Here is a 24,136-nt window from a genome sequence, read left to right on the forward strand (position 1 = left end):
CCTCAGGAAAGAGAGAGAATGGACCCGCGCTCGGTCAGGCGACCGGCGAGGTTGGGGTAGGGCTGATCGTGGACGGCCGCGCCCGAGACGAGGTTGTCGAGATACCATGCGGCATTTTCGCCAGCGGCTTCGCCGCGAATGCCGTAGTTTGGCTCAAGCCGATCAGGCGCCCACGCAAGGTGCGTATTGCCCGCGCATACGGGCACGATGAGGTTGCGGCTCTTCAGGGCAAGAGCAGGCCACATCATTTCCGCAGGCATCTGGTAAAGCGCGGTCTTGGCTTCCTGTCCGGGCCATGGACCCTCGACAGCGATGCGGTCGTTGGCATTGATGCTGCCGTTGCGCACCCACTGGCGCAGCAGGGAATGCATGTCCCAGCTGTAACCGTACAGGCCGATCGAGGTGGCCTTCGTCGGCGTGCCGCCGTCCGCGACCGGCGCCTGATCGAAGTAACTCATGATGTATTGGGCGATAAGCCGGCGGCATTCGCGAACGTATGTGTGCGGCGGAAAACCATTGCCGAATTTCGACGACTGGAACTCGTCCGCGCACAGGCCCAGAGGGCCGACATGAGCAAACCCGTCAGGCTGGGTTACGTCATTGAGATCGTCCTGCAGGGCGGCCAGTCCGTATTCCCGCGCCTTCGGATCGAACGCAATGAACCAGAACAGGCTCTTGGATATGAAGGCATGCTCATCGAGCATCGTCGAACGCTTGGCCCGGTTGCCTTCAGCATGCCCGATCTGGAAATTGAGCAAATCCAGTTCGTTGAATTGCCAGCGGTTGGTGATCGGCCCATCAGCGCCGCGCGCGCTGAACATAGGGTAGCGCCACCCGAAACTGTCTGAATCTCGGCAGATGGTCGGTTTGAGATATGCCCCGGCTCCCGCTGCGAGGTTCATCCGCTGAGCGATGCGTTCAAGGAACGGCAGGCAATAGCGATAGTCGTAACCTGCAGGCTTTTCGAATGGAACGTAAAGGTCAGGATCGCGCGTCAGGTTGAGGCGGAAGTTGAACGCCTGGACGTTACCGTCGGCCTGCCCTGCCGTCGCCTGCGGATCGTCGATCAGCACAGGCAGATCGGTGGGGATGCTGCTGAAATCGAGCGGCGCGCCGTCTCCGGTGTAATAGGCGTAGGACGAACTCATTTGAGGGAAGACGATGCGCGGGGCTACGCCAGCCCATGCCTCTCCCGTCTCCTCCTGGCTCTCGCGGCCCACGCGGTAACCTGCCTTGCCGAGCGCCGCCGCGCCCAGGTCCATTTCGTAGGAACAGTCGAGGAAGACATCGCCCGAGATGTAGCCCTCGCGCGTGAAAACGCCCCGGATGGTCTTCTCACCCGTCATTGCGTTGGTGTCGATGCGCAGGCTGCGCGGGCCGTCGATCTGCACATCGGCGATGGCAAGGTCGGCGTACTCAATCAGGATGTTCTGGGCGACCTGCTCATAGACGTGTGCTGCCGCCTGCCATTTCAGGTCAGGGTCTTCGGTGCCGACGATGTTGGCAACGCTTTGGAAGTAGAGCGAGCGCGTCAGGCCGCCGATACATTTGATGCTATCCGCGCCGCCCTGCAGATTTGTCGGGCGATCGACCATGCCGAGCCCGCAGGCGTGCATGCCGCCAAAAATCGTGTAAGGCTCCAGAACACAAACGCTCTTCCCACGCAGCTTGAGCCGTGCCGCTGCCATGAGGCCTGCCGGGTTGGAGCCGTAAATCACCGCATCGAAATGCCGGATGCCTGCCGCCGTCGCCGCGCCATAGGTCCAGCCCCGCGCAGCATCATACCACCAACGCCGTCCGGCCGCGTCGATGATGTACGAGGTACGATCATCGTTCGTGCCCGTTACTTCGCTGATCGTGCTGGTGAAGCCCGGAACGAACACATCCACATCATTGGCGGCGGTGTCCGTCAGCATTGCTGACAGGCGCCCATTGATGAACCGCCACTCCCGGCCATCTACCGTTGAGAACTTTGCGGCACGATCATCATTGAAGATCGCGCCGGTCGAGACGGAGAGGTCCGGGTAGCCGGGAATGAATACGTCGACCGCGCCTACGAATTCTGCAACTTTCGGCTCAATTTCGTCAAGTGTGGCGGCTACGGTGCGGCCGTCATAGTCGACCAGCGCAGCGGCTTTGGGGATTTGACTGAGCTTGGACATCAGTGCGCCTTCAGAACTTGATGCAGAAAAGGAGGGCGACGTTGCGCGGGCGCGTTTCACTGCCGCCTGTCGCGGACGTTCGACCCAGCGTCGGTACCGTGAGTGTGCTGTGAAGGATGTACTGGGTGTCGCCGCCCGCAGTGCCTTCCAGCGCGACATAGGTATCCCCGGTGAGTATCCCGCCGGTGGCTGCGTTTGCAGCTATCAGGTGCTCGTGCTCACGGAGCATGTCATCCTGTGCCGATCCGAGGGAACGATCAGGATCGATGCCGCGCCCATCGTCCAAGCCGCGCACGAACTCACCGCGAATGTCCGGAAGATTGAAGGTCGTTGCGCCGTCGCCTTCGCCAAACTCCGTGCCGATAGCGGCGAACAATGCGGGATAGTCGGCGCGCGACACGGCAGCGCCATTGCACTTCAGCCAGCCTGCAGGCGCCGCCGCCATCGCGAATTGCCCGACGAAGCCAGGCGGCATGTACCAGCTTGCAGCCTGACCGCTCAGGCGATCGGCATCCAGTGCGGGGGAAGCTGGATCGCGATCTGCCAACCAGTATGGCGCGGCCTCCTTGCCAGTGGCAGGGGTAATCACCGCCAGCGGCTCTTCGCCGGCCTGCGCTTCGGCTGCGGTGGCCAGTCGGGCAACGCCGCGCGTCTGCTCGGTTGCGGGCGGATAGGCGAAAACCGCGTTTCCGTACTCGATATTGGCGGCGAGATCGGAATCGAAGGCTATGTCGAGGGCGAACAGGGCAAACGCCATTTCCGACTTCGACATGATGACCGTGGGACTGGTATAGACGGCAAAGAGCACACCATCGGCCATGAACAGACCAAAGCCGGTTGCACTCCACACGTCTGTCGAGGTGTCATAGGCGGTCAGGTGCGTGATGTTCGGTGCAGCGGCGATGCCCGATGCCACTTCGATCCGCTTGAACTCGTCCGGTAGCGCGGTCAGCGTCGGTGCATAGTCGAACGGGGTGGCGGTAAGGCCAAGGTGTGAAAGAACAACCGGGTCGGATCCCGCCTCTCCTTGTACGGCGGCGAGTCCCGCATCCGTCAGCTTGAGCGCAAACGCGGGCATTATTCATCCTCCAGAAAATTGCCGTCTTCGTCGCGGATCGGCTCACCATCGTCGGTCTGGAGGATCTTCGACCAGTCCCGGCTTGTGTCATGAGTGACGGCGTAGTCTTCGCGAAACATCGTGCCCGCCATCCCGCCTGCAGCCATGAACAGCGTGGCTTGCACCTCGAGCAGCTGGACGAAGTTGAAGTGAGATCGCAGGGGTTTCGCCGCCGCGACGTCGCGAATGATCGCTGCGGCGGTCTGGGGCGTCAGAAAGTCCGCGCCGATTTCGATTGCGGGCGCGTGCACCTCGAAGGTGTGGGGACGCGGTGAAACCATTCCGTCGCCTTCCACTACCGTCAGCAGCGGATGGAACCGGTCCAGGACTTCCTCCACAGCCGCGCGGGTGCCCTTGATCTTGTGGAAGCGCATGGCATTCGCAACGGCATCGCGCTTTTCCTGCAACGTCCATGCGGAATCCCAATGGCTGATGGCAAGGCCCCAGGCGAGGAAGGGCAGCACGCCGGGGAGGCACGTGGCGGGGTTCCATTCGGTGCCGATTGCGGAGAAGTCGATACGCGAGAGCATCGCGTCTTCGATAGCGCGCTCAGCCGCGGTGGAATTGGGGGGTAGAAGGCTCACAGTTCTGTGCCCGCTATCGTGATCGAGACCGAAACCGGGTTGCCTACCTGAAACCAGTCAACCACGACATCGGTAGGGGGCTGGAGCAGCTCGACGCGCTGGACGTTGCCGACGTGAAGCGCTGCGATGATCGCGGAGCGGGCGGCGTCGCGATCGAGCTTGCGAATATCCTCAAGATGCGCCGCGAGGGAGTCCTGCGCTGTCGAGAGGATCAGTCCCTGATCGGGACCGGCGAAGACAAAGAGGCGCGCTTCAATTGCAAAATCGACCGGCTCGGCCGGCTGCACGATTACAATATCGGTCATCGGGCGCACCGGCCCTTGCAGCGCAGTGTCGACGGCGGACAGCACATCGGGCGAGGGAACGCCGTCGCCACTCGCCGCCAGCACCGCAATCCGAACCACTCCCGGCCAGTCGGCATCGTCGAGCGCGTCAGCCATTGTGGCGATAAGGTCTGCGGCGGCTTCGTTGTCCGCGAGGAGATCGAGCACCAGAGCCTTTATGTCGTCCGGGTTGGGCGCAAATGCCTTCACATCGGCGATGTCGCCATGAGCGGATCGGGCATGGAATACGTAGGCCAGTTCCGGTCCTGCCACCGAGAACCGATGCGGGGCGAGCTGAATGCGCTGCCGATAAGCGGTGTCGCCTTCCATGGCGGCAGCAGCGGTATCGGTTGCCGCAGTGACGGTGAGGCGGGGAACATCCATGAGCGCGCCGAGGTGATCGAGGTTGGCGCCGGTGGCGAAGGCTAGCAGAAAGCCCCTCGCCATGTCGTTCACCGCCTGCGCCAGAACTACCTCGTCGTAGGTGTCTGCCTGCAGCAGCAGCATGGCGGGGTCACTTTCCACCAGCGCGGAGAATGCCGGCATTTGCGCGATGAGGCGCGCCATCTTCGCTGCGAGGCGGGTTTCGAAATCCGGCTGCGCGACCAGAACCGGCGCGGGGAGCGTCGAAAGATCTACGGCGGGGGAGGATGCAATGGAGCCGACCATGGCCAAAGGCATGGGCCAGCGTCGTGCGCGCGCGGTAGGGTATGCCGGGGTAGAGCCGAACTCTACCCGTTAATTTTCGGGCTGCAGGAGGGATGCGGCGATTTCAAGGGCGGTATGCTCGTCATCGGGGGCGAATCCGAGGATGCGTCGGACGGGATAGCGAGCGCGGATCGGTGCTCCGCCCCGCAGGTAGCCCACTGTCGCGACTTCACCGTAATGACTGACTGAGGCGACGCGATCTACATTCCCGCCCGCAGGGGCAATTGTTACGCCTTCGGCATCGGCAATGATCTTCCAGTTGCGCAACTTGCGAAGGCCCTTGAACATTTTGCCGGACTGGCGCTTGCGCAGTTTGCCGGGGCGATCGAGGCGCGGTTTGCGCGGCACCATCGGCCGTCCATCAGGCTCGACGTTGTCGGCGACGCGTTTGAGGTTGGAGCGTCGCAGCGCCTGGCCTAGCTTGAGGGCGGCCTTGCGGCGCTCAGCCGGGGCCATGCCAGCGAGGATCTGGCCGAACCATTCATCCATGCGGGAAAGGTCATTGTCGGCCACGTGATCACGGCTCCCAGGGCGGGGTGTCTTCGTCCACCTCAAATCCGGTCAACACCGGGGCCGGTTCGGGTTCGAGAATGCTCATAATGCTGGTGTCGAATGGATCCGGCTCGCCCTGGTACTGCAGATCGAAACCGCCGTCGGCGCGCGGGGCCGCACTCACCGCCTGATCAAGCTGTAACTGCAGGAGAACGTCCGCCGTGCCATTGTCCAGGATCTCGGCGTCGAAGCCTATGGCGTCGGCATTCGGCATCATCAGATCGGGTTGGTTGACGCGCATCCACTGGAACACGGCTAGAAACAGGATGGAGATGTCGCTGGCCATTTCCACCACCAGGACATTGAGCTGGAAGGCATAGGCAAGACCGCGCGTCCCGGTTTGCGTGGACTTGGCGGTCCCGCGCTCGATCCAGATCCGGATTCGATCAGGATCGGTGCCCAGTTCGGGAAGCGCGGCAAAGATGGCGGCTTTCAGGGTGTCGATCTTGCGCACGCAATCAATCCCACAGCTTCACGGTTTCGAGGACGGCCGGGGCAGCCTCGGTCAGATCGGGCAGGGTGATGACGGTCCCGGCAGGCAGGCGGGGACCGAGAGCGGCGATGCCGGGGTTAAGGGCAAACACCTGCTCCGTAACGCCGCGCGTGCGGCCCAGCTCGCGCCAGCAGATTGCGGCGATCGTGTCGCCCTGCCGAGCGGTGGCGGTGTTAGGCACGGCCTTCTTTCTGTGCGAATTCGATGAAGGCCTGCTCGATCGCATGGCCGTCGTCACCGTTCGAAGTATCGTCAGGGCCGAAGTTTATCTGTTTGCCGTTGCGCATCGAAAAGCACAATTTCGGGCGTCCACCGGGAGCCGCCGCAGCGACCCACCAGTGCGATATCTCTTCGATGACGATGGCCTTGTTGCCAACGCGGAAGATTCTCATCAGATCAATTCCACCCGATTTCGCCCGACCGCTACTTCCGAACCAATGCTCAGCAAATCTGCAACGGCCGCTAGCGCAATGCGACGCGAATCGTCGGCGGTTAAGACCTTCTCCGCAGCTCGGTCGAGGCCGTCATCGGTCGCGGAAATGTCGCGATACTGGCCCTGCAACTCGGCCGCCGCGAAGTAGATGACCACCCGCTCCCACAGGACCACGGCGAGGTTGCGGGTGTTGATCGACTGGCTGGTCACTTGCTCCAGCGCGCTCGCACCGGTGGCGGCGCGCGCGCTGCGCCAGGCGGACAGTTCGCGGAAGGCGTGGAGCATGCCGCCCTCGATCGCCGCGATCAGCCGTTCTGTCGGGACGACGCCATCCCCGAGGCGCGGGATTTCGCGGGCCGTTGCAAGCTTCACCGGCGGAAACCACCCGTCCGCAACGACTTGCGCGTCAGCGGGATCGGCTTTGGGTGCGGGATAGGAGACGAGGCCGGTACTCATGGATGGTTCCTCGGGAGACGTTTTCGGGGGGTGGGGACGGTCTGACCGGCAAGCCGCGAGCGGTTCCCGTCGTGACCGTCCGCCCCCCGAGCGCCGTGGGGCGTTCGGTTATGCCTGTTGCTCGGCGTCGGCGGAGAGCACGCGGAGCTGGCGCTCCAGTTCCTGAATGTCCTTCTTCACACCTACGTCGCGATGCAGCGCGAGCGCGCGCTGCATGTGCGTCAGTGCTTCCGATGCGAACGCGGCCTTACCGCCGGCAGGGGCGTTGTCAGCGCTCGGATCGAACGCGTCGGCCTTGCGGCGGTAGGCGCGGCCGATGGCCTTGTGGAGCTTGGCCTTGGCCGGGTCGGGCATGTCCGCGCCTTCGACCAAGGCGAGCACTTGCAGGAGCTGCTCGAGCGTCACCAGTTCGTGCTGGCCCAGCGAGACGGTGGCGATGTCTTCGGCGAGGAAGCATGCGGCGGTGCGGTTGTAGCGCTCGGGCATGACGAGATTGAACTTGAGCACATGTGCGCCGATGCGCAGCGCATACTCGATGTCCCGGTAGTCGATCGCCCATACCATGTTGGTGACGACGATTTCGTCCTGCGCCGCGCGACCCTGTTCACCGGCGAGCAACACGCCTTCGATCCAGTCGGCGAACGCCTTGGCGAACTCCGCCTTCATCGGATTACGGGCCTCGATGGAAGCGACGTCGGCGAGCTGGCGCAGGTTGTCATGCAGCAGCACGCGCAGTGCGGAGTATTCCTGCCCCGCAACGGTGTCGGCGGCGAGGGCTGGCGGAGCCGTGTCGGTGCGGTGGCTGACGTGGTTGGGCCCTGCGCTTTTGAGGCCGCGAACCATCTGCTGGTGACGTCGGAAGGGGCTGACCATGCGGGGCTCTCCTGTGGTTTATCGGGTGCCCGCTCTATCCGGCGGCGGGCGGGGGAGCGTTAACGGAACCCCCTCTCTATTGGCTCTGGCGGTGCCATCCCGGATGACAGGTTCCGCCGTCGACGCCCTCGGGTATTACGGACGGGCGCCGAAGGTGATGTTCTCGGCCATGACTGCAAAGTCGGTGTCCTCGAAAACATAGCCCTCGTTGACCGAGTTGTAGTCCACCAGCTGTGCCATGTTCTCCGGCTCATCCTTGATGAAGCGGCGGCGCGAACCCTCCTGATAGTAGATCGAGAGGTTCTTGAGCGGGGTGACCAGCATCGTGCCCTCGGGGAAGAAGGGCACGATGGCCGCCGGACGTCCGCCGATCTGCCGCGCCGACATGACGATGTCGGAGACGGTTTCGTCGCTGGTGGACTTCCCGCCGTCGATCGTGTCCGCCAGCGGGCGGTTGATCATCGGGAAGTACTTCTCGTCCACCAGATCCTGGCTGACGACAACGACATGATCGGTCGAGCTGCGCGCCCAGCTGGGCATGCCGGCGATGAGATCGTAGGCGAGCGCGTCGATGTTCTTGTAGTCGCCGTCCTCGTGATCCGAGCCGGCGCCGATGTAGATGGGCGCAGCGGCTCCGGTAGCCGTGGTGACGTCGCCTGCCGTGACGGTGGCGCGGCCCATGACGTGGTCCGGCTTTTCGAGGCGCAGCTTCTGCAGCCACCCGATATTGACGTCCTCGCCAAGCGGGTTGTCTTCGGGATCGGTGTCGGCCGCTGCCTCGATACCATGCCAGCCCACCATGATGCGGCTGAGGGCGACAGAGGTGGCGACGTGCTTGGCGTAGCGCTGTGCAAAATCCGGGAACTTCGACCAGGCATCGACCAGTTCCCAAGGCAGCCAGCTGTCGAACAGCGTGGTTTCCAGCTTGAACTCCCGATCCTGCAGGCGACCGACGTACTGCGGACGGCGAGGCAGGTTGGCGCGCGAGCGGCGGCTTGCGATCATGTTGTTCGCACCGATGCCGATGACCTGGCCGATGAGATCGCGCACGCCGATGACGTTGATGCGCTCGAGGAAGCCGACCTGTTCGCGCTGCAGATCCTCAAGACGCTGTTCGCTGGTGGGGGCAAGGGCGAAGTTGCGGCTGACATCGCGCGCACCGTTGGCCTGCCCGATGGCCGTGAAAAGGCCGTCCAGTGCCCTGCGGCCGCGATCGGAAAGATTGTAACCCATGATGATGGTCCTGTGTGAATTTAGCGGGGCGGGCGGGAGAGGGGCGCGAAGGTCAGAAGATGCCGGCGTAGCCACCGGCATTGCCATCCGAGGCAGGGCGACGGTTGTACTGGTGGGAGGGAGTGGTCTCCCGTTCCTGTTCGAGCTTGGTGAACTTCACGCCGAGCGCATCGACTTCGGTGCGCAGCTCGGTGCGAAGCGACCCGATCTCGTCCGCGATCATCTTGCCGTGATCGGTGAAGAGCTGCTTGAACGCGGCGAAATCGAGACCCTGTGCGGGCGGATCCTTGGGGGCGGGATCGGCTGCGGGCTTTTCCTCCGGCTTGCCGCCGCTGAATTTTGCAAATGCCCCGTCCAGGATGCCGCTCAACTTGGTCAGGAAGCTGTCACCGGCATCGTCGGCGCCCGCCTCGGCGAACTCCAGCAGGGCGGCTTCTTCGCCCGCGACCTTGAGTACGCCCGGAAGCGAGCGGTTGAACTGAAGGCGTTCGGTCGCGATCGAGGCGGGGCTGTCGGTCAGTGCGCAGCCCATCATGTAGGCGAAGCCCTTGCCGCCGAAGTTGGGCTCGATCTCGATCGAGGGATAGACCTTCTGGCCTGCGTCGTTGAGCTGCTTGGCATCGTCCATGACGTCGAACACGCCATAGAGGCCGAGGCGCTTTTCCTTCTTGCCGTTGAAGTTCACCTCGACCTCGGCGGTCGAAAGTTCGAGCACGTCGCCATAGGAGCGGAATGGGCCGTCGCCGGTGAAGCCGCGCAGATGTTCGATGTTGAGCCGCGCGCCGTAAGTCTTCGGGTCGTAGCTGTCGGCCATTTCCTGCAGCATCTTGTCGTCGATGGTGCGACCGTCGACGGTCGAGCCGGCAGTGGCGAGGAGGAAGGACTTGGTCTTCATGGGGCGGCTCCGCGTTCGGTCCTGAAAAGGGCGGTTGCGGCGCCCGGCGTCTGATGACGTGTTCAGGCCCCACCGGCGGCAATCTTGCAACGCGCGGGCGCGGTAACGCTGGATTTCACCCGCGCTGCCCATCGCCAGAAGGGGGTAGACGCGGTGCATGGCATGCCCATGCCCCATGCCGCCCCCAAACCTGCCAAAAGCGAAGGAGCCGCGATCAGCCGGCAGGTTGCCCGCGCGCAGCGCCGCGAAGCGCGCTCGCTGTTCTGGCGCGGGTGGAGGCTGACCCAGATCGAGGAAGAGCTGGGCATCAACTACAATACGCTGGCAAGCTGGTCGCGCCGCGACGGGTGGGAGACGAACCCCACGGTCGATATAATCGACGATCGCATTGAGGTGGCAGTTGGCAACCTGATCGACAAGGATCCGCTCACCGAAGGCGACATGAAGCGGATCGACTTCCTGACCCGCCAGCTCGAGCGCACGGCGCGGATCCGCAAGTACAACGAAACCGGCAGGGAGGGCGACCTCAACCCCAAGGTCGGCAATCGGAACAACGACCAGGCCAAGGCCAAGCGCGCGGAGAAGCGCAAGAATTTCCTGACGCTGGAACAGTGGCAGGATCTGCTCGACGATTTCCACGACCGCAACTTCGAATATCAGGAGCTGTGGTGGGAGCAGCGCCACCAGCGCACGCGAAAGATCCGCAAGAGCCGTCAGGTCGGCGCGACATGGTATTTTGCGCGTGAGGCGCTCGCCAAGGTCGGCGAGGCTGTGCTGGCGGGGCAGGGCAAGGATCGCTTCGCGCTCGAGGACGCTCCGCGCAACCAGATTTTCCTTTCCGCGTCCGAGCGCCAGGCGCTCAAGTTCCGGCGCGAGATCGTCAGTTGGGTACGTCGCGTCACCGGCGTCGAACTCAAGGGCAAGATCATCACCCTCGACTTCGCGGGTCAGTACCCCGAGGACGAGGAGGGCGACGCCACCGGCCCCGCACTGGACCAGGTGGGCTTCTATTTCCTGTCGACCAACTCCGCGACGGCGCAGGGAGAGAGCGGCGACCTCTACTTCGACGAATATGCCTGGGTCCACGGCTTCGCTGAACTGAACCGTGTCGCCAGCGGCATGACGACGCACAAGATCTACAAGGAAACGTATTTCTCGACGCCGTCGACCAAGACGCATGAAAGCTACGCCTGGTGGGCGGGTGAGGAGTGGAACCGGGGCCGCGAGAAGCGCGCGCAAAAGCCGTTCGACATCAGCCTGAAGAACCTGCGTCGCGGTGCCATCATGCCCGACGGCAGCTGGCAGCAAATCCTGACGATCCACGATGCCTGCGCGATGGGGCTGAGCCGCCTTGTAGATGTGGAGATGCAGCGGGCCAAGTATTCGGAAGAGGCGTTCCGCAACCTCTATGAGTGCGAGGACGTCGATGATTCGGAGAGCAGCTTCCCGTTCGCGCGAATCGCCCCGGCGCGGGTGGACAGCTTCTATCGCTGGCGCGACTTCCGGCCCGCCCTGATCGAGATTCCCGGCGGCCGCCCCTTCGGCGACAAGCCGGTGTGGGTGGGTTACGATCCGAACAAGCAGGGCCGTGACGATGCAGCGCTGATCGTCGTCGCTCCGCCGGAGCAGGCAGGGCGGGGCAAGTTCCGTGTGCTGGAGAAAATCCGGCTCCCAAACCTCGACTTCGCGGGGCAGGCTGCGGAGATTCGCAAGGTCTACGACCGCTACCGCGTAACCGATATCGCGATCGACACCACCGGCCATGGTCTCGCTGTATGGGAACACGTGCGCAAGTGGTTCCCGATGGCCCGCAAGATCGAATACTCGGTGGCGAGCAAGACGGCGCTGGTCCTCAAGGGGCAGAACATCTTCCGCACACAGCGCATCGAATTCGATGCCGGGTGGAGCGACCTCATGGCCGCGCTCATGGCGATTCGCCCCGCGCTCACCGGCAGCAAGAAGGGCGTGACCTACATCGCCACGCGTAACGGCGAGGTCGGCCACGCCGATGTCGCGTGGGCGCTTCTGCACGCCCTTTCCAATGAACCGCTCGACGTCGGCACCGCCGCAGAGGGCACCGGCGGCACGATCCGCTTCCTAGACTGACAGGAGCCACTTCCATGACCGATGCCCTTGCAACCGAAGTGGTGGAGACCGTGACGGCCGATGCCGTAAAGCACCCGGCCCACGCGGCTGTCTTCTCGTTCGGAGATCCCGAAGGCGTGCTCGATCGCCGCGATCTCAGCATGTATTTTGAGGTGTGGCACAATGGGCGCTGGTACGAACCGCCCATGCCCATGGGCAAGCTGGCGCAGGCGTTCAACATGAGCCCGCACCATCGCAGCGCCATTGCTCTCAAGGTCAATCTGCTGGTGGCCCAGCAGCAGCCCTCGCGCTGGCTGTCGTCCGACGCATTCGAGCGGTTCGCCCTGGACTTCCTGCAGATGGGCAACGGCTATCTCGAGGACGTGCCCAACATGGCGGGGCGCAGCGCGCGGGCCGAGCATACTCCTGCTATCCATACCCGTGCCGGCATCGCACCTGACGTCTACTGGTTCGTCAATCAGGCTATCGGACAGGAGCACGAGTTTCAGGCGGGGCGCATCTTCCATCTCCAGCAGCCCGACGTCGCGCAGGAAGTCTACGGGGTGCCGGAATGGCTGTCGGCGCTGCAGTCGGGCCTGCTGGCCGAGAACGCCACGCTGTTCCGTCGCCGCTATTACCTCAACGGCGCGCATGCCGGCTTCGTGTTCTACGTGAGCGATGCCCTGGCGGACCAGAAGACGGTCGATATGCTCGAGGACAAGCTACGCTCCGCCAAGGGCGTGGGCAACTTCAAGAACATGCTGGTCTACATCCCGAATGGGAAGAAGGATGGCATCCAGATCATGCCGATCGCCGATGTGACGGCGAAGGACGAATTCTCGGCGGTGAAGAACATCAGTCGCGATGACATGCTCGCGGCGCATCGTACCCCGCCCCAGCTGATCGGCATCATCCCGCAGAACAATGGCGGCTTCGGCAAGATCAGTGAAGCGCGCGATGCCTACTACGAAACCGAGATCGTGCCGATCGCGCGGCGCATGTTGCGCATGAACGAATGGTTTGGCTCGCCGGTACTTGCATTCGCAGACTACGTCTGCGCGGACGGCAGCATCATCCGGCAGACCGGCGACGGTTTCCGTAAGCTGCCCGCCGGCACCCTCTAACCCCGCCCCGTCGAAAGGCGGGGGACCGGGGCGCGGCAACGCCCCAAGTCCGACGAACCACGCTCGTCATGATCCAGATCGGTCCCGCCTCGGGACCATCCCGCCTGCCGAATCGGCGTGCGAACAAATAGAGAACGATCATGTCAGTGTCGATCCCCGAATGCACGTTTACACCCGTCGATCCCACGCGTCCGCTGGCGCCCTATATCGGTGGCAAGCGCCAGCTCGCGAAGCGTCTTGTCGCCCTCATCAATTCGATCGAGCACACCACCTATGCCGAAGTGTTTGTCGGCATGGGCGGCGTGTTCCTGCGCCGCGATCAGCGTCCGAAAGGCGAAGTCATCAACGACTGGTCCGAGGATGTTGCAACCTTCTTCCGCGTTATCCAGCATCATTACGTCGCCTTCCTCGACATGCTGCGCTTCCAGATCACCACGCGCGCCAACTTTGAGAAGTTACTGGCATTAGAGCCCAGCTCACTGACGGACCTGCAGCGTTCGGCGCGCTTCCTCTACCTTCAGCGCCTGGCATTCGGCGGAAAGGTGAGGGGAAAGACCTTCGGCGTCGTCATCGACGGGCCGGCGCGATTCGACGTGACGAAGCTCGGGCCGATGATCGAGGCCGTTCATGACCGCCTGACCGGGGTGGTGATCGAGCGCCTGGGGTGGAGCGACTTCATTCGCCGGTACGATCGTCCCGGTACGCTGTTCTACCTCGACCCTCCCTACTTCGGCTGCGAAGGCGACTATGGCCGTGATCTGTTCGACAGGAGCCAGTTCGAGCTGATGGCGCAGCAGCTGCGCACGATCCGGGGGCGCTTCATCGTCTCGCTCAACGATCACCCGGAGGTGCGCCGGATCTTCGCCGGGTTCACCTTCCGCGAAGAGCGGCTGTCATACAGCGTGGGCGGCAACGGGAAGGCGAAGGCCGTGGGCGAAGTCATCATCACCAACTGACAAGCAATGAGGCGGGCGAACGTTTCCCATGCACCCGCCTCATACACTAGTGGTATGAGCGCAACGGATGAGCCCCACTGAATGATGCTCAAAGGCGCAGATTTTCGCCGTTCCTCAGGGAACCATCCGGCTGAAACTGACCACTAGCTGAGATATCGCGGTTCCTCGACTGGCCAAGCCGATTCGCCCACTTTCGGATTTCTAAAGCGTCCGACAGCCTCAATTAAATCATGGTATCGAGTCATGTCGTTCAGAGGTGGTTTTTCATTATCCCAATCTATAGCGGTAGATGCTGCTATAATTCCGACAGATGCATTGTTTTCACTGTATGATTTATAGAATTCGCTCTTAGATATCTTCGACGAGTAAATAAAATCTTCAGCCAATCTATGTATAGAAATATCTTCAGTTTGTATCTTTCCGTTGTTGTTTATGCGGTTGCGATATCCGATCGTGTGATCGGTTGGGCGGTCAGGAATTTCGCCAGCCGGCTTACCCTTCATATGACCAATCGCAAGAGGGACTAATAAAGCGCCATGCAGTTGTTTGCCCTCGGACAGGGATACTGACGTTTGAAGAATGTCAATTAACTGAAAGCTGTCTCGAGCAGTGAGCTGATAGATCTGCATATACCAAGAAATAATTTCGGCTAGATCCTTCGCTTGCAGATGAGATTTAAAGTTCATAATTTGTGGAAACGCTATCTGTGCTGAGCCGATCCCGGCTTGCAAACACTGCTGTCTTACCAGTTTGTCAAATTCAGGCTTGGCTAGTTTATACTGCCGATCGATAAATCGTTTCAGATAAGAAATTCCATCGAATTTGGACCCGTATGCCCCTGCAACAGAATGAGACAGTTGTTGTGTATTTATACCTAAAATAAAAACTATTCCGCTAACGTCGAAAAGGTGCTTAATTTCCTCAAGTAATTTTACTGCATAAGTTGGGCGACAGCGGTCGAGTTCGTCTATTATGATTATAATTGGCGGGTGTGATGTTGTGTGCTCCAATGCGTCAATAAGGCCGGAAAGACTGTCTTTCATAGACTGGATCGCTGCTCGCCCGGCTTCAAACTCATCAATTCGAGTTTGCATGAGGTCGTTAGCTCCGACGCTGGTGATTCCATTCGCGGTGTCATCGACCAGTCCTTGGCCTACGTCCGCCATTCCATCTTCGATTACTTCCTTAACCGCGAGGTCTGTCGATGCGAGCACACTATCTATTCCATCGACGGCTCCACCGGTGATCACCAAACCCAGCCCGCGTCGAAGCAGGCCGATTCCTGCAATCTTTGCCACCTGACCAGATTTGCGCAGAAATGTTGCCATTTTCCCTTGGATCAGTGGCTCGGTCATGAATGGCTTGAGGGCTGTATTTAAAGTGGCCGCCAAGGCGGTGAGCGGTTGGTCGGCCAGATCATCTGCCCAAGCATCAACGAACGCCACCGGGTGATTTTGGCTCATGTGATCAGCGAAGCGGCGTAAGAAGAAGCTTTTTCCCTCGCCGTACCCTGCATCGACGGCAATCGTAAAGGCGCGCTTGTCTTCCCGTGAGGAAGGGCGCTCGGAAACGCTTTCGATATACGCTTGCAGAAGCAAAGCTTCTTCTCGGCGGCTGAACAGATCGCCCTTCCAAACGTCGTCATCTTCCAACACGGTGTTCTGTTCCATCGGTTCCTCGGCTTCTGTATCGCCGCATGCGGCAAACGGATTCGCCACCGATCGTAGCGAAACGACGTAATTAAACCACCTGCGCCCGCGCTCGCCCCCACGCCTCGCTTCCCCCTTCTTCGTTGAAAATTGTGCATTTGGGCCAGGGCTCCGCGCGGCCAGCAGAGTACCCCAGACCTTGCAAAGGCCTAATATTCCTAACCTGCCCAAAAAATGGCCCGAAAAGCGGCGGAAATCTGCCGTTTTTGATATTAGGTCGCGGACCTAATCAGACATAATATTTTTTTGGCTCCGACCTTATATCATTGAAAACACGCGATTTCCGACACGGCTAATATTATCTCTCTTACATATAATCTCATTATAACAATATTAGGAATATATTAGGCCGCAACCCTTTGAAAAAATGGCGATGTTAGGAATATTATGTGGTTGCGACGCATACCCCCCACTGTCAGGTGAGTGACGGTAGACTGCGGGTTTCAGTGCGTCGACGCTTTGAGCGTAACGAAGGCCGACAGTGCGACTGAGGTTGTGCGGATTTGTGCGCTACAGTGCGCAGCGGCGATCAGAGGTTGCGAGACCGGCGAGCTTGCTGGCGCATGACGTGGCGAGCCTGTTCCGGCGGCAACGGGGCGCTGACGCTATCCCTCAAGGCAAGGCCGCTAATCACATCATCGACATCGTGGTTCGCGCGGATACGGGCCTCGAGCGCGTGCAGCTCTGCATAGGTACGGCAGTCGGCCGCCGAGAAGATTGCCAGCGGCTCGTCCGTCTCGATGTCGACCAGATAGAAATAGGAGGAGGGTATCATCGCCATGGTTTGGCGAGGCCGCTCGCGATCAGGTAGCTGCCCGCATCAACGCCATTGACGGATAAGGTCGCGAGGGTGCGCCCATAGCGATCGGAGCCGTTGCGCTGGATCGATGGCAGGCCGCTGGAGAGGAACGCGCGCAGTGCGTCGCGACTCGCGCTGCCGCGTTCGGTATCGCACCACGGCGGATTTTTCGAATTCGCGAGGCGCGCTCGGTTTCTTGCGGTGCATCGAGGTGAACCAGCGACTTCTGGCGCGTCGATGTTAGCCAGGCGCACCCGCTCGCCGGAGCAAAGCCGGACGGTATCACCATCATGGACGGAAGCGATGCAGGCTGCGGCGAGAATCAGTGACACCGCCGGCCGGTAGCAAAATGAAAACGGCCCGCGCAACTGAGTTGAGCGGGCTGAAATGGATTATGGTATTGGTTCGCCAACTACTTCGGGACTCGGCAGAAATGCGTGGGTGGAAAACTGAGGGGTGACAAACCATCTATTTGAAACATAGGAAAAGTCGGACACCAGCCCTGTCCACCACCAGCTGACCCGGCGAATGAGCGCCGGCCCCCTTAAGGGTTTTCACTCTGAAAATCGATGCTGTCCCGGTGCGAGGGGGCGATAGCCGTGCAGGCATTTCGAGCCTTTCCCGTGGACAGGGAACAACCCGCGCGCGGTAGCATTGCGGTACTGACGCACACTGGCTAGACGAGAGCGATGCCCGGAAACATTCTCGATAATCAAGGTCGCGGCGAAGCGTCGTGGCAATGGCCCGCCATTCACAAGGAAGGCCGCAAGTTCGGCGCCATCGCAGGCGTTGTGGCTGCGATCGTATGGATTTTGTGGGGGCCGTGGTTCGGCTGGCCGCTGGCCTTCCTGACGGTTTGCGTGCTTGCCTTCTTCCGTGATCCGATCCGCGTCACTCCGCAGGATGAGCGAGCGATAGTCGCGCCTGCCGATGGACTGGTTACACTGATCGGCAAGGTTTCGCCCCCGCGTGAACTCACCATGGATGATGGCAGCGGCAACGCGCCGATGCCGACTGATCTGGTGACGCGCATTTCCATCTTCATGTCTGTGTTCGATGTTCACATCAATCGCTCACCGATCAGCGGCACGATCAAGCGGGTGATCTATATCCCGGGCAAGTTCGTGAACGCGGATCTCGACAAGGCGAGCGAAGAGAATGAACGTCAACACATTCTGGTGGAGCGTAACGATGGGCTGCGTATCTGTTTCACGCAGATCGCCGGCCTGGTCGCCCGCCGCATCGTGCCGTTCGTGAAGCCGGGCGACATCATCGCATCCGGGCAGCGTATCGGCCTGATTCGTTTCGGCAGCCGTGTCGACGTTTATCTTCCTGCGGGCGTCGAGCCCAAGGTTCTGATGGGTCAGAAGATCGTGGCGGGTGAAACAGTGCTGGCTGAACTCGGCAGCGCGCCGCTGATCGAGGGCATTGCCCAGTGACCGACGAGCAACCGGGAATGGATCTCGATGAAGTTCCCGGTAATGCGCCGCGTCGGCGGCTCGCTCCCGGCCTTTCAGTCCGTGCCGTGGTTCCCAATGCGATCACCGCAGCGGCGCTCTGCTCCGGCCTGACGGGGATTCGCTTCGCGATCGCAGGGGATTTCGAGAAGTCCGTGCAGGCAGTGATCCTTGCCGGACTGCTCGACGGTATCGACGGCCGGGCCGCAAGACTTCTCAAGGCGCAGACGCGTTTCGGGGCCGAACTCGATAGTCTGGCCGACTCGATTTCCTTTGGCGTGGCTCCTGCGCTGATCGTCTACTTATGGACGCTCCATCAGCTCCCCAGCATGGGGTGGATCGCAGCGCTGGCTTTCGCGATCTGCTGTGTGCTTCGGCTTGCGCGGTTCAATGCGCGGCTCGACATGCTGGATCAGCCCCACAAGTCGGCGGGCTTCCTGACCGGGGTTCCGGCGCCGCTAGGCGCGGGTCTTACGTTCCTGCCGCTCTACCTGTGGGTGGCGAGCGGCCAAATGCCCGAATTCGCGAATCCGATCCTGGTGAGTGGATGGATGGTCCTTGTGGCTTTCCTGATGATTTCAAGCATTCCAACGCTGGCCTGGTCGCGCATGCGCCCTCCGCCGCATCTGCGGCTTGGTGTGCTTGCGCTGGTTGGCTTGACGATGGCGGCGCTGCTAATCGAGCCGTGGTTTACCCTTGCGGTGGTGACTATCGTATATCTGTTGCTGATCCCGGTCGGCCTTGTCACTTACACCAGGGTTAGGCGGCAAGATCCATCGGCGCTGTACCCGGCCATTCCAGACGCGACGGAACACGGCGGGCCTGGCGCTTCCTGAGCGATGCGAGCGTGGGCACCTGCACGCGCTCGATCACTTTCCACGTCACAACCATAGTTCCGGGGCAGGCCGCGAGTTGGGTCGGAAATGTGATGGCATGGGGGCCATAGCGGCGGATCGTCATCAGGATCGAAAATGCCGAAGCCATCGCGGCGAGGGCAAAAAGACAGGCAGCGAATGCAGTCATGACCGTTCCTTTATAACCTTCGCCCTTGCCTGGCCGGCGGGCTGTGGACAACTTGTGAAAATCAAAAATCTGTTCTAATAATGTTCCGATAGGGCTTAGTTCACTTTTTGTTCCAACTGAGTCAAGCGCTTTTTGAATCCTGCCCGAAATCAACCTTCAAGCGGCGTGTGTACGATTTGCATATCGATGCCGACGGTGCGTGACCGGCTTTGGATGGCGTTGCTTGTGCACCCGTCGGCATCGGCGTGCCTCTGCAGCATCGCGTGTTTGGAGGGTTGTTATCCGAACCGGCGGCGCAGCATCACCGGCGCAGAGCATTCGGTGCAACGATCGGAGTGTGGGCAGGGCCGTGGCGATGCTGTTCCAGATCGTGATCATGGCTGCTGCAGCAGCGAGGCCGAACAGGATCGATGTGACGATAGTCATTTGCGAGCGACCTTCTTATTTCGGTTTCGCGCCCACCCCGCCTTTCTTGGCGCCCCTTTCGGTCGAAACCTGAGCATTTTCTGATGTTTGGCTCGTTAACCAACTTATCACCAGCTTTGCTTCGAGAAAACCGCAAGGCGCGGTGAGTTCCGACGAAAGCCCTTGAGAAAGGCGGAAATCGGTCACTTTGACGATGAGGTGACAAGGGTTTGCGGCGAATTGGGGCTGGATTTTATGGGTCAATCCGTCTAAGGGCGCCCCGTTCGCTTGGAGATCGGCCGGATTGCCCGGTGCGACTCGGGGCGGGCAATCCACATGGAAGGCGCAAATACCGGTGCTTTGGCGGGGTCTCCGCCGGGTTCCTGTCTTCCAGAGGTTCAACCGGAAAGGAATTCTACTATGGCGGCACCTGTCGTCACCATGTCGCAGCTCATTGAAGCTGGCGCCCACTTTGGCCACCAGACCCACCGCTGGAACCCGCGCATGAAGCCGTACATCTTCGGCGCGCGCAACGGGATCCACATCATCGACCTGTCGCAAACCGTGCCGCTCTTCGCGCGCGCTCTCGAATTCGTTCAGTCGACCGTCCAGGCCGGTGGCAAGGTTCTTTTCGTCGGCACCAAGCGCCAGGCGCAGGAGCCGATCGCGCAGGCTGCTCGCGCTTGCGGCCAGCACTACGTCAACCACCGCTGGCTGGGCGGCATGCTGACCAACTGGAAGACCATCTCGGGTTCGATCAAGCGCTTCAAGGCTCTTGAAGAGCAGCTGGCTGGCGACACCGCCGGTCTGACCAAGAAGGAAGTCCTTCAGCTGACCCGTGAGCGTGACAAGCTGGAACTGTCGCTCGGTGGTATCCGCGACATGGGCGGCATCCCGGACGTGATGTTCGTGATCGACGCCAACAAGGAAGAGCTGGCCATCAAGGAAGCCAACGTACTTGGCATCCCGGTTGTCGCCGTGCTCGACACCAACGTAAACCCGCAGGGCATCGCGTTCCCGATCCCCGGCAACGACGACGCAAGCCGCGCCGTTCGTCTGTACTGCGAAGCGATCGCTCAGGCCGCGACCAAGGGTGGTCGTGCCGCCGTGGTCGACAGCGGTGCTGATATCGGTTCGTTCGACGAGCCGGTCGCCGAAGAGGCAGTCGAGGCTTAATAGCCCGGCCGACGACACTTTCGTCACGGAATTGTCGCGCGCCGGGTCCATGTGGCCCGGCGCGCACCTGTTTCAAGGAGCCCGAACAAGGCTCCCCACTCAACAAGAGGATTTGAGCGATGGCTTACACCGCCGCTGACGTGAAGAACCTGCGCGAGCGCTCGGGCGCCGGCATGATGGACTGCAAGAAGGCTCTCGACGAAACCGGTGGCGACATCGAAGCTGCGATCGACGCGCTGCGCGCCAAGGGTCTGGCTGCTGCAGCCAAGAAGTCCAGCCGCACCGCCGCTGAAGGTCTGGTCGGCGTTGCCGTGACCGGCACCAAGGGCGTCGCGGTCGAAGTCAATTCGGAAACGGACTTCGTCGCCAAGAACGATCAGTTCCAGGACTTCGTCCGCAAGACCACCGAAGCTGCCCTCGGCGTTGCAGGTGACGACGTTGAAGCGCTCAAGGCCGCTGCCTACCCGGGCGGCACCACTGTTGCTGACGCGCTGACCAACAATGTCGCGACCATCGGTGAGAACCAGCAGGTTCGCCGCATGAAGACTGTCGAAGTCGCCCAGGGCGTCGTCGTTCCCTACATGCACAATGCGGCTGCTCCGAACCTCGGCAAGATCGGCGTGCTCGTCGCTCTCGAATCGGAAGCTTCGGCCGACGTTCTCGAAGCACTTGGCAAGCAGATCGCGATGCACATCGCTGCTGCCTTCCCGCTGGCCCTCAACGCGGACGACCTCGACGCCGATCTGATTGAGCGTGAGCGCAAGATCGCGCAGGAAAAGGCAGCCGAGTCGGGCAAGCCCGAAGCCGTGCAGGCCAAGATGGTCGAAGGTGCAGTCGCCAAGTACGCCAAGGAAAACGCGCTGCTGTCGCAGATCTTCGTCATGGACAATAAGACCCCGATCCAGCAGGTCGTCGACCAGGCAGGCAAGGAAGCCGGCGCGAAGATCGTCCTCAAGGACTACGTCCGCTTCCAGCTGGGCGAAGGCATCGAGAAGGAAGTCACCGACTTTGCAGCCGAAGTGGCTGCTGCGGTGGCTGGCTGATTTCAGCCCTTCCTTGCTGAAGAAACGCGTGGGCCGCAGAAGCATCAGCTTCTGCGGCCCGTTTCGTTTCCGCACTATCGCCTCGTACCGGCCCGGCGAGATTCGCGCGCAACCGGAGAGGCCTTATGCGTGTCGAACTCGCTCCCCAGCCGCACAATCCGATTCCAGACCTGTCGCGTGAGTATTCGCCGGAGATTGTGCAGACGGCCGGGGCTTTCACCATGGCGCCTTACCAGTATTCCAGGCTGTCGCTGCGACTGTTCGAGGCGGTCCGCATCGCGACGGCCGTTATCAATGGCTGTACGGTATGCATGAACTGGCGTGCGCAGCGGGACTTGCGCATTTTGGGTTACGAAGGTGGCGTGATCGCACAGGCTGAATCTCCGGGCGAGGCAATGTATCAGGCCGTACTTGGCGGTGATCTGAGTGGGCTGACGGAAAAGGAGCGGCTTGCCGTCCGGTATTCGCAAAAGATGGGCACCGATCCGCGCGGGCTGCCTGAGGGTGAAACGTTCTGGGCAGAGTAGCCCACGTGCTCGGCGTCGATGGTGTGTGTTCAATCGGCGGGGCGCTGGCGGAGGCGGCCTGAAGCACCGGGCCTTCCGGCCCTAGTTCAATATGCTGCCGTAAACCGTGCCCGTGAATGCTTGTGGGCTTCCAGTTCATCGATCATCGCGGTTGCGTAGTCGGCGAAGCTGATTCTGCTTTCGCCGGCCTCGTCCGTAACCAGTTCATCGCCGCCTAAGCGGTAGTTTCCGATGCGTGGTCCTTCAAAGATCAGGGCAGCGGGAGAGAAGAACGTCCAGTCGACGTCGTTCACCTGGCGCAATGCGTCGAGGAATGTGATGCCGCCCATGGCGAAGGGTTTCCATTCCTCGGGGAAGTCCGGGGTGTCAATCAGGCGTTTGTCGGGGCCGACCCGGAGGCTGGCAGCGCCGCCGGTGACCAGCAGGCGCGCAATGCCGGCCTTGCGGATCGCGGCGAGCAGGGTTTCGGCGCTAACATCGAAATGCATGGCGCTGATGACGGCTTCGCTGCCTGCGATCAGCGGGGCGAGGGCGTCCGGGTCTGAAGCATCGCCTGCGGTGGCCGAGACGCCGAGGATGCTGGGAATCTTGGCGGGGTTGCGCGCGATCGCGACGACTTCATGGCCACGGGCGGCAGCTTCTTTGGTGATCTCCGATCCTGCCCGTCCACTGGCGCCGAGGACTGTGATCTTCATTCCCGTTCTCCATCAGGTATCTAATAGTGACCAGATGTGATATCGGTTGTGGTCATGCAAGAAGGCACTTTTACCGCACCGGGTTACTCCGGAGAAACCGCCCGCCCGGCGCCGAACGTCTATGCCGCCGATTGCCCGACGCGCCTGCTGCTCGATCGCATCGCCGACAAGTGGAGTGTATTGATCCTGACGACGCTTGGACCTGGAGAGAGGCGCTTCAATGGGCTCAAGCGCCATATCGATGGAATTTCGCAGAAGATGCTGAGCCAGACGCTCCGCTCGCTTGAACGTGACGGGTTGGTGCAGCGCGATGTGGTGCCCACGGTGCCGGTGTCGGTCACTTATGCCGTCACGCCGCTGGGTCGCGAACTGCTTGACGCGTTGCAGGCAATGATCGACTGGGCGGAGCGGCGGATGGGAACGGTGGCGTCGGCGCAAGTCGCTTATGACCGGCGTGAGGAGGAACTGTCCTTGATCGCGTGATGAACCGCGCTCATCCACAGTCCAAGCCCCTTGGCAATTCGCGCTTGCCCTCCTAAAGCCGGGGCCGTTCCAGTATTTCCGGCCCCCAACAGGAGACCCAGCGGCATGTCATCCCCCTATAAGCGCGTCCTGCTGAAACTCTCGGGCGAAGTGCTGATGGGGAGCCAGCAGTTCGGGATTGATCCTGATTTCGTGGCGGAGCTTGCCAAGGAAGTTAAGGCAGCCAAGGAAACGGGCCTTGAGATTTGCCTTGTGATCGGCGGCGGCAACATCTTCCGCGGCATGGCAGGGGCCGCTCGCGGTATGGACCGGGCGCAGGCCGACTACATGGGCATGCTGGCGACCGTGATGAACGCGTTGGCGATGCAGAACGCGCTTGAGCAGCTGGGCGTGGAAACCCGGGTGCAGTCGGCCGTACAGATGGACCAGGTCTGCGAGCCGGTGATCCGTCGCCGCGCCGAGCGGCACCTTGAGAAGGGCCGCGTGGTCATCTTCGCCGCAGGCGTCGGTGCTCCCTATTTTACCACCGATTCCGGTGCGGCGCTGCGTGCAGCAGAGATGCGCTGCGATGCTCTTTTGAAAGGCACCAGCGTTGACGGCGTTTACGACAGCGACCCCAAGCGCAATCCCGACGCCAAGCGTTACGATACCGTCGATTACGACACTGTCCTCGCCGACAATCTGCAGGTGATGGACGCTTCCGCCGTGGCGTTGTGCCGCGACAATGCAATTCCGATCGTCGTGTTCTCTATCCGCGAGAAGGGCAACCTTGCCACTGTTCTTGCCGGTGGCGGCACCAAGACGGTCGTTCAGAAAGGAGCCTGA

General features: G+C 61.4%; 26 protein-coding genes. 10 read left to right on the forward strand and 16 right to left on the reverse strand.

Features of this window, described 5'->3' with window-relative positions:
* Positions 1 to 2: 2 nt before the first annotated feature.
* The 12 genes from A8V01_RS02730 to A8V01_RS02785 all read right to left on the reverse strand — a co-directional run bounded on the left by A8V01_RS02730 (position 3) and on the right by A8V01_RS02785 (position 9,829).
* On the reverse strand, positions 3 to 2,162 hold the full coding sequence (locus A8V01_RS02730) for an FAD-dependent oxidoreductase (protein ID WP_103094415.1): 2,160 nt from the start codon (positions 2,160 to 2,162) through the stop codon (positions 3 to 5).
* A 10-nt stretch (positions 2,163 to 2,172) separates the two neighbouring features.
* Positions 2,173 to 3,240 carry a phage tail protein gene (locus tag A8V01_RS29090; protein ID WP_103094416.1) on the reverse strand — a complete coding sequence of 356 codons (1,068 nt, stop codon included), beginning with the start codon at positions 3,238 to 3,240 and terminating at the stop codon, positions 2,173 to 2,175.
* Positions 3,240 to 3,863, reverse strand: a complete 624-nt coding sequence (locus A8V01_RS02740; protein ID WP_146037164.1) for a phage tail protein I — start codon at positions 3,861 to 3,863, stop codon at positions 3,240 to 3,242. Before A8V01_RS02740 ends, A8V01_RS29090 begins: the two co-directional genes overlap by 1 nt.
* A complete protein-coding gene (locus A8V01_RS02745; RefSeq protein WP_103094418.1) occupies positions 3,860 to 4,867 on the reverse strand; it encodes a baseplate assembly protein in 1,008 nt (335 codons plus the stop codon). The genes A8V01_RS02740 and A8V01_RS02745 overlap by 4 nt, the downstream gene beginning before the upstream one ends.
* Before the next feature lie 57 nt (positions 4,868 to 4,924).
* Positions 4,925 to 5,407, reverse strand: coding sequence for a phage virion morphogenesis protein (locus tag A8V01_RS02750; RefSeq protein WP_103094419.1), 483 nt, complete (start codon positions 5,405 to 5,407; stop codon positions 4,925 to 4,927).
* A gap of 4 nt (positions 5,408 to 5,411) precedes the next feature.
* Entirely contained in the window at positions 5,412 to 5,900 is a 489-nt protein-coding gene (locus A8V01_RS02755) for a phage tail protein (RefSeq protein WP_170065813.1), read from the reverse strand.
* A gap of 4 nt (positions 5,901 to 5,904) precedes the next feature.
* The gene (locus A8V01_RS02760) at positions 5,905 to 6,120 is read right to left on the reverse strand and encodes a tail protein X (RefSeq protein ID WP_245892279.1); all 216 of its coding nucleotides are present in this window, start codon (positions 6,118 to 6,120) and stop codon (positions 5,905 to 5,907) included.
* Positions 6,113 to 6,331: a hypothetical protein gene (locus A8V01_RS28440; protein WP_103094422.1), complete on the reverse strand. Its 219-nt coding sequence runs from the start codon at positions 6,329 to 6,331 to the stop codon at positions 6,113 to 6,115. The genes A8V01_RS02760 and A8V01_RS28440 overlap by 8 nt, the downstream gene beginning before the upstream one ends.
* Positions 6,331 to 6,828: a head completion/stabilization protein gene (locus A8V01_RS02770; protein ID WP_103094423.1), complete on the reverse strand. Its 498-nt coding sequence runs from the start codon at positions 6,826 to 6,828 to the stop codon at positions 6,331 to 6,333. The genes A8V01_RS28440 and A8V01_RS02770 overlap by 1 nt, the downstream gene beginning before the upstream one ends.
* A 108-nt stretch (positions 6,829 to 6,936) precedes the next feature.
* Positions 6,937 to 7,701, reverse strand: coding sequence for a phage terminase small subunit (gene gpM, locus A8V01_RS02775; RefSeq protein ID WP_103094424.1), 765 nt, complete (start codon positions 7,699 to 7,701; stop codon positions 6,937 to 6,939).
* A 135-nt stretch (positions 7,702 to 7,836) separates the two neighbouring features.
* Entirely contained in the window at positions 7,837 to 8,934 is a 1,098-nt protein-coding gene (locus A8V01_RS02780; RefSeq protein WP_170065814.1) for a phage major capsid protein, P2 family, read from the reverse strand.
* Between the two features lie 52 nt (positions 8,935 to 8,986).
* Positions 8,987 to 9,829: a GPO family capsid scaffolding protein gene (locus A8V01_RS02785; protein ID WP_170065815.1), complete on the reverse strand. Its 843-nt coding sequence runs from the start codon at positions 9,827 to 9,829 to the stop codon at positions 8,987 to 8,989.
* A gap of 84 nt (positions 9,830 to 9,913) precedes the next feature.
* On the opposite strand from A8V01_RS02785, the gene A8V01_RS02790 reads away from it, so the two are divergent.
* The 3 genes from A8V01_RS02790 to A8V01_RS02800 all read left to right on the forward strand — a co-directional run bounded on the left by A8V01_RS02790 (position 9,914) and on the right by A8V01_RS02800 (position 13,994).
* The gene (locus A8V01_RS02790; RefSeq protein WP_211294942.1) at positions 9,914 to 11,935 is read left to right on the forward strand and encodes a terminase large subunit domain-containing protein; all 2,022 of its coding nucleotides are present in this window, start codon (positions 9,914 to 9,916) and stop codon (positions 11,933 to 11,935) included.
* A 14-nt stretch (positions 11,936 to 11,949) separates the two neighbouring features.
* A complete protein-coding gene (locus A8V01_RS02795) occupies positions 11,950 to 13,038 on the forward strand; it encodes a phage portal protein (protein ID WP_103094428.1) in 1,089 nt (362 codons plus the stop codon).
* A 140-nt stretch (positions 13,039 to 13,178) separates the two neighbouring features.
* Positions 13,179 to 13,994 (forward strand): DNA adenine methylase, encoded by an 816-nt coding sequence (locus A8V01_RS02800; protein WP_103094429.1) that lies wholly within the window; start codon positions 13,179 to 13,181, stop codon positions 13,992 to 13,994.
* Positions 13,995 to 14,137: 143 nt separating this feature from the next.
* Here A8V01_RS02800 and A8V01_RS02805 read toward each other — a convergent pair whose 3' ends face one another.
* The 3 genes from A8V01_RS02805 to A8V01_RS02815 all read right to left on the reverse strand — a co-directional run bounded on the left by A8V01_RS02805 (position 14,138) and on the right by A8V01_RS02815 (position 16,834).
* Positions 14,138 to 15,664 carry a KAP family P-loop NTPase fold protein gene (locus tag A8V01_RS02805; RefSeq protein WP_103094430.1) on the reverse strand — a complete coding sequence of 509 codons (1,527 nt, stop codon included), beginning with the start codon at positions 15,662 to 15,664 and terminating at the stop codon, positions 14,138 to 14,140.
* A gap of 568 nt (positions 15,665 to 16,232) precedes the next feature.
* Positions 16,233 to 16,484 carry a hypothetical protein gene (locus A8V01_RS02810; RefSeq protein WP_103094431.1) on the reverse strand — a complete coding sequence of 84 codons (252 nt, stop codon included), beginning with the start codon at positions 16,482 to 16,484 and terminating at the stop codon, positions 16,233 to 16,235.
* The gene (locus A8V01_RS02815) at positions 16,475 to 16,834 is read right to left on the reverse strand and encodes a thermonuclease family protein (protein ID WP_103094432.1); all 360 of its coding nucleotides are present in this window, start codon (positions 16,832 to 16,834) and stop codon (positions 16,475 to 16,477) included. Before A8V01_RS02815 ends, A8V01_RS02810 begins: the two co-directional genes overlap by 10 nt.
* 357 nt (positions 16,835 to 17,191) lie before the next feature.
* Between A8V01_RS02815 and A8V01_RS02820 the strand changes: the two genes are divergently transcribed.
* The 5 genes from A8V01_RS02820 to A8V01_RS02840 all read left to right on the forward strand — a co-directional run bounded on the left by A8V01_RS02820 (position 17,192) and on the right by A8V01_RS02840 (position 22,133).
* A complete protein-coding gene (locus A8V01_RS02820) occupies positions 17,192 to 17,941 on the forward strand; it encodes a phosphatidylserine decarboxylase (RefSeq protein WP_103094433.1) in 750 nt (249 codons plus the stop codon).
* Positions 17,942 to 17,958: 17 nt separating this feature from the next.
* Positions 17,959 to 18,795: a CDP-diacylglycerol--serine O-phosphatidyltransferase gene (gene pssA, locus A8V01_RS02825; RefSeq protein ID WP_103094434.1), complete on the forward strand. Its 837-nt coding sequence runs from the start codon at positions 17,959 to 17,961 to the stop codon at positions 18,793 to 18,795.
* Between the two features lie 1,012 nt (positions 18,796 to 19,807).
* Positions 19,808 to 20,563: a 30S ribosomal protein S2 gene (rpsB, locus tag A8V01_RS02830; RefSeq protein ID WP_103094435.1), complete on the forward strand. Its 756-nt coding sequence runs from the start codon at positions 19,808 to 19,810 to the stop codon at positions 20,561 to 20,563.
* A 119-nt stretch (positions 20,564 to 20,682) separates the two neighbouring features.
* A complete protein-coding gene (tsf, locus tag A8V01_RS02835) occupies positions 20,683 to 21,606 on the forward strand; it encodes a translation elongation factor Ts (protein WP_103094436.1) in 924 nt (307 codons plus the stop codon).
* Positions 21,607 to 21,731: 125 nt separating this feature from the next.
* Entirely contained in the window at positions 21,732 to 22,133 is a 402-nt protein-coding gene (locus A8V01_RS02840; RefSeq protein ID WP_245892281.1) for a carboxymuconolactone decarboxylase family protein, read from the forward strand.
* Positions 22,134 to 22,219: 86 nt separating this feature from the next.
* Here the strand turns inward: A8V01_RS02840 and A8V01_RS02845 are convergent, their stop codons facing one another.
* Positions 22,220 to 22,828 (reverse strand): NAD(P)-dependent oxidoreductase, encoded by a 609-nt coding sequence (locus A8V01_RS02845; protein ID WP_103094437.1) that lies wholly within the window; start codon positions 22,826 to 22,828, stop codon positions 22,220 to 22,222.
* A gap of 54 nt (positions 22,829 to 22,882) precedes the next feature.
* On the opposite strand from A8V01_RS02845, the gene A8V01_RS02850 reads away from it, so the two are divergent.
* Together A8V01_RS02850 and pyrH are read left to right on the forward strand one after the other, a co-directional pair.
* Positions 22,883 to 23,311 carry a winged helix-turn-helix transcriptional regulator gene (locus A8V01_RS02850; RefSeq protein ID WP_103094551.1) on the forward strand — a complete coding sequence of 143 codons (429 nt, stop codon included), beginning with the start codon at positions 22,883 to 22,885 and terminating at the stop codon, positions 23,309 to 23,311.
* Positions 23,312 to 23,416: 105 nt separating this feature from the next.
* Positions 23,417 to 24,136 carry a UMP kinase gene (pyrH, locus tag A8V01_RS02855; RefSeq protein ID WP_103094438.1) on the forward strand — a complete coding sequence of 240 codons (720 nt, stop codon included), beginning with the start codon at positions 23,417 to 23,419 and terminating at the stop codon, positions 24,134 to 24,136.

This window comes from Novosphingobium guangzhouense (genome assembly GCF_002896965.1).
Lineage (GTDB): Bacteria > Pseudomonadota > Alphaproteobacteria > Sphingomonadales > Sphingomonadaceae > Novosphingobium > Novosphingobium guangzhouense.

What these genes read in the sequence shown, in the direction of transcription:
- A8V01_RS02730 (WP_103094415.1), bottom strand. Translation starts at nt 2,162, where the DNA reads ATGTCCAAGCTCAGTCAAATCCCCAAAGCCGCTGCGCTGGTCGACTAT.
- A8V01_RS29090 (WP_103094416.1), bottom strand. Translation starts at nt 3,240, where the DNA reads ATGCCCGCGTTTGCGCTCAAGCTGACGGATGCGGGACTCGCCGCCGTA.
- A8V01_RS02745 (WP_103094418.1), bottom strand. Translation starts at nt 4,867, where the DNA reads ATGCCTTTGGCCATGGTCGGCTCCATTGCATCCTCCCCCGCCGTAGAT.
- A8V01_RS28440 (WP_103094422.1), bottom strand. Translation starts at nt 6,331, where the DNA reads ATGAGAATCTTCCGCGTTGGCAACAAGGCCATCGTCATCGAAGAGATA.
- A8V01_RS02770 (WP_103094423.1), bottom strand. Translation starts at nt 6,828, where the DNA reads ATGAGTACCGGCCTCGTCTCCTATCCCGCACCCAAAGCCGATCCCGCT.
- gpM (WP_103094424.1), bottom strand. Translation starts at nt 7,701, where the DNA reads ATGGTCAGCCCCTTCCGACGTCACCAGCAGATGGTTCGCGGCCTCAAA.
- A8V01_RS02780 (WP_170065814.1), bottom strand. Translation starts at nt 8,934, where the DNA reads ATGGGTTACAATCTTTCCGATCGCGGCCGCAGGGCACTGGACGGCCTT.
- A8V01_RS02785 (WP_170065815.1), bottom strand. Translation starts at nt 9,829, where the DNA reads ATGAAGACCAAGTCCTTCCTCCTCGCCACTGCCGGCTCGACCGTCGAC.
- A8V01_RS02795 (WP_103094428.1), top strand. Translation starts at nt 11,950, where the DNA reads ATGACCGATGCCCTTGCAACCGAAGTGGTGGAGACCGTGACGGCCGAT.
- A8V01_RS02800 (WP_103094429.1), top strand. Translation starts at nt 13,179, where the DNA reads ATGTCAGTGTCGATCCCCGAATGCACGTTTACACCCGTCGATCCCACG.
- A8V01_RS02805 (WP_103094430.1), bottom strand. Translation starts at nt 15,664, where the DNA reads ATGGAACAGAACACCGTGTTGGAAGATGACGACGTTTGGAAGGGCGAT.
- A8V01_RS02810 (WP_103094431.1), bottom strand. Translation starts at nt 16,484, where the DNA reads ATGGCGATGATACCCTCCTCCTATTTCTATCTGGTCGACATCGAGACG.
- A8V01_RS02820 (WP_103094433.1), top strand. Translation starts at nt 17,192, where the DNA reads ATGCCCGGAAACATTCTCGATAATCAAGGTCGCGGCGAAGCGTCGTGG.
- pssA (WP_103094434.1), top strand. Translation starts at nt 17,959, where the DNA reads ATGGATCTCGATGAAGTTCCCGGTAATGCGCCGCGTCGGCGGCTCGCT.
- rpsB (WP_103094435.1), top strand. Translation starts at nt 19,808, where the DNA reads ATGGCGGCACCTGTCGTCACCATGTCGCAGCTCATTGAAGCTGGCGCC.
- tsf (WP_103094436.1), top strand. Translation starts at nt 20,683, where the DNA reads ATGGCTTACACCGCCGCTGACGTGAAGAACCTGCGCGAGCGCTCGGGC.
- A8V01_RS02840 (WP_245892281.1), top strand. Translation starts at nt 21,732, where the DNA reads ATGCGTGTCGAACTCGCTCCCCAGCCGCACAATCCGATTCCAGACCTG.
- A8V01_RS02845 (WP_103094437.1), bottom strand. Translation starts at nt 22,828, where the DNA reads ATGAAGATCACAGTCCTCGGCGCCAGTGGACGGGCAGGATCGGAGATC.
- A8V01_RS02850 (WP_103094551.1), top strand. Translation starts at nt 22,883, where the DNA reads ATGCAAGAAGGCACTTTTACCGCACCGGGTTACTCCGGAGAAACCGCC.
- pyrH (WP_103094438.1), top strand. Translation starts at nt 23,417, where the DNA reads ATGTCATCCCCCTATAAGCGCGTCCTGCTGAAACTCTCGGGCGAAGTG.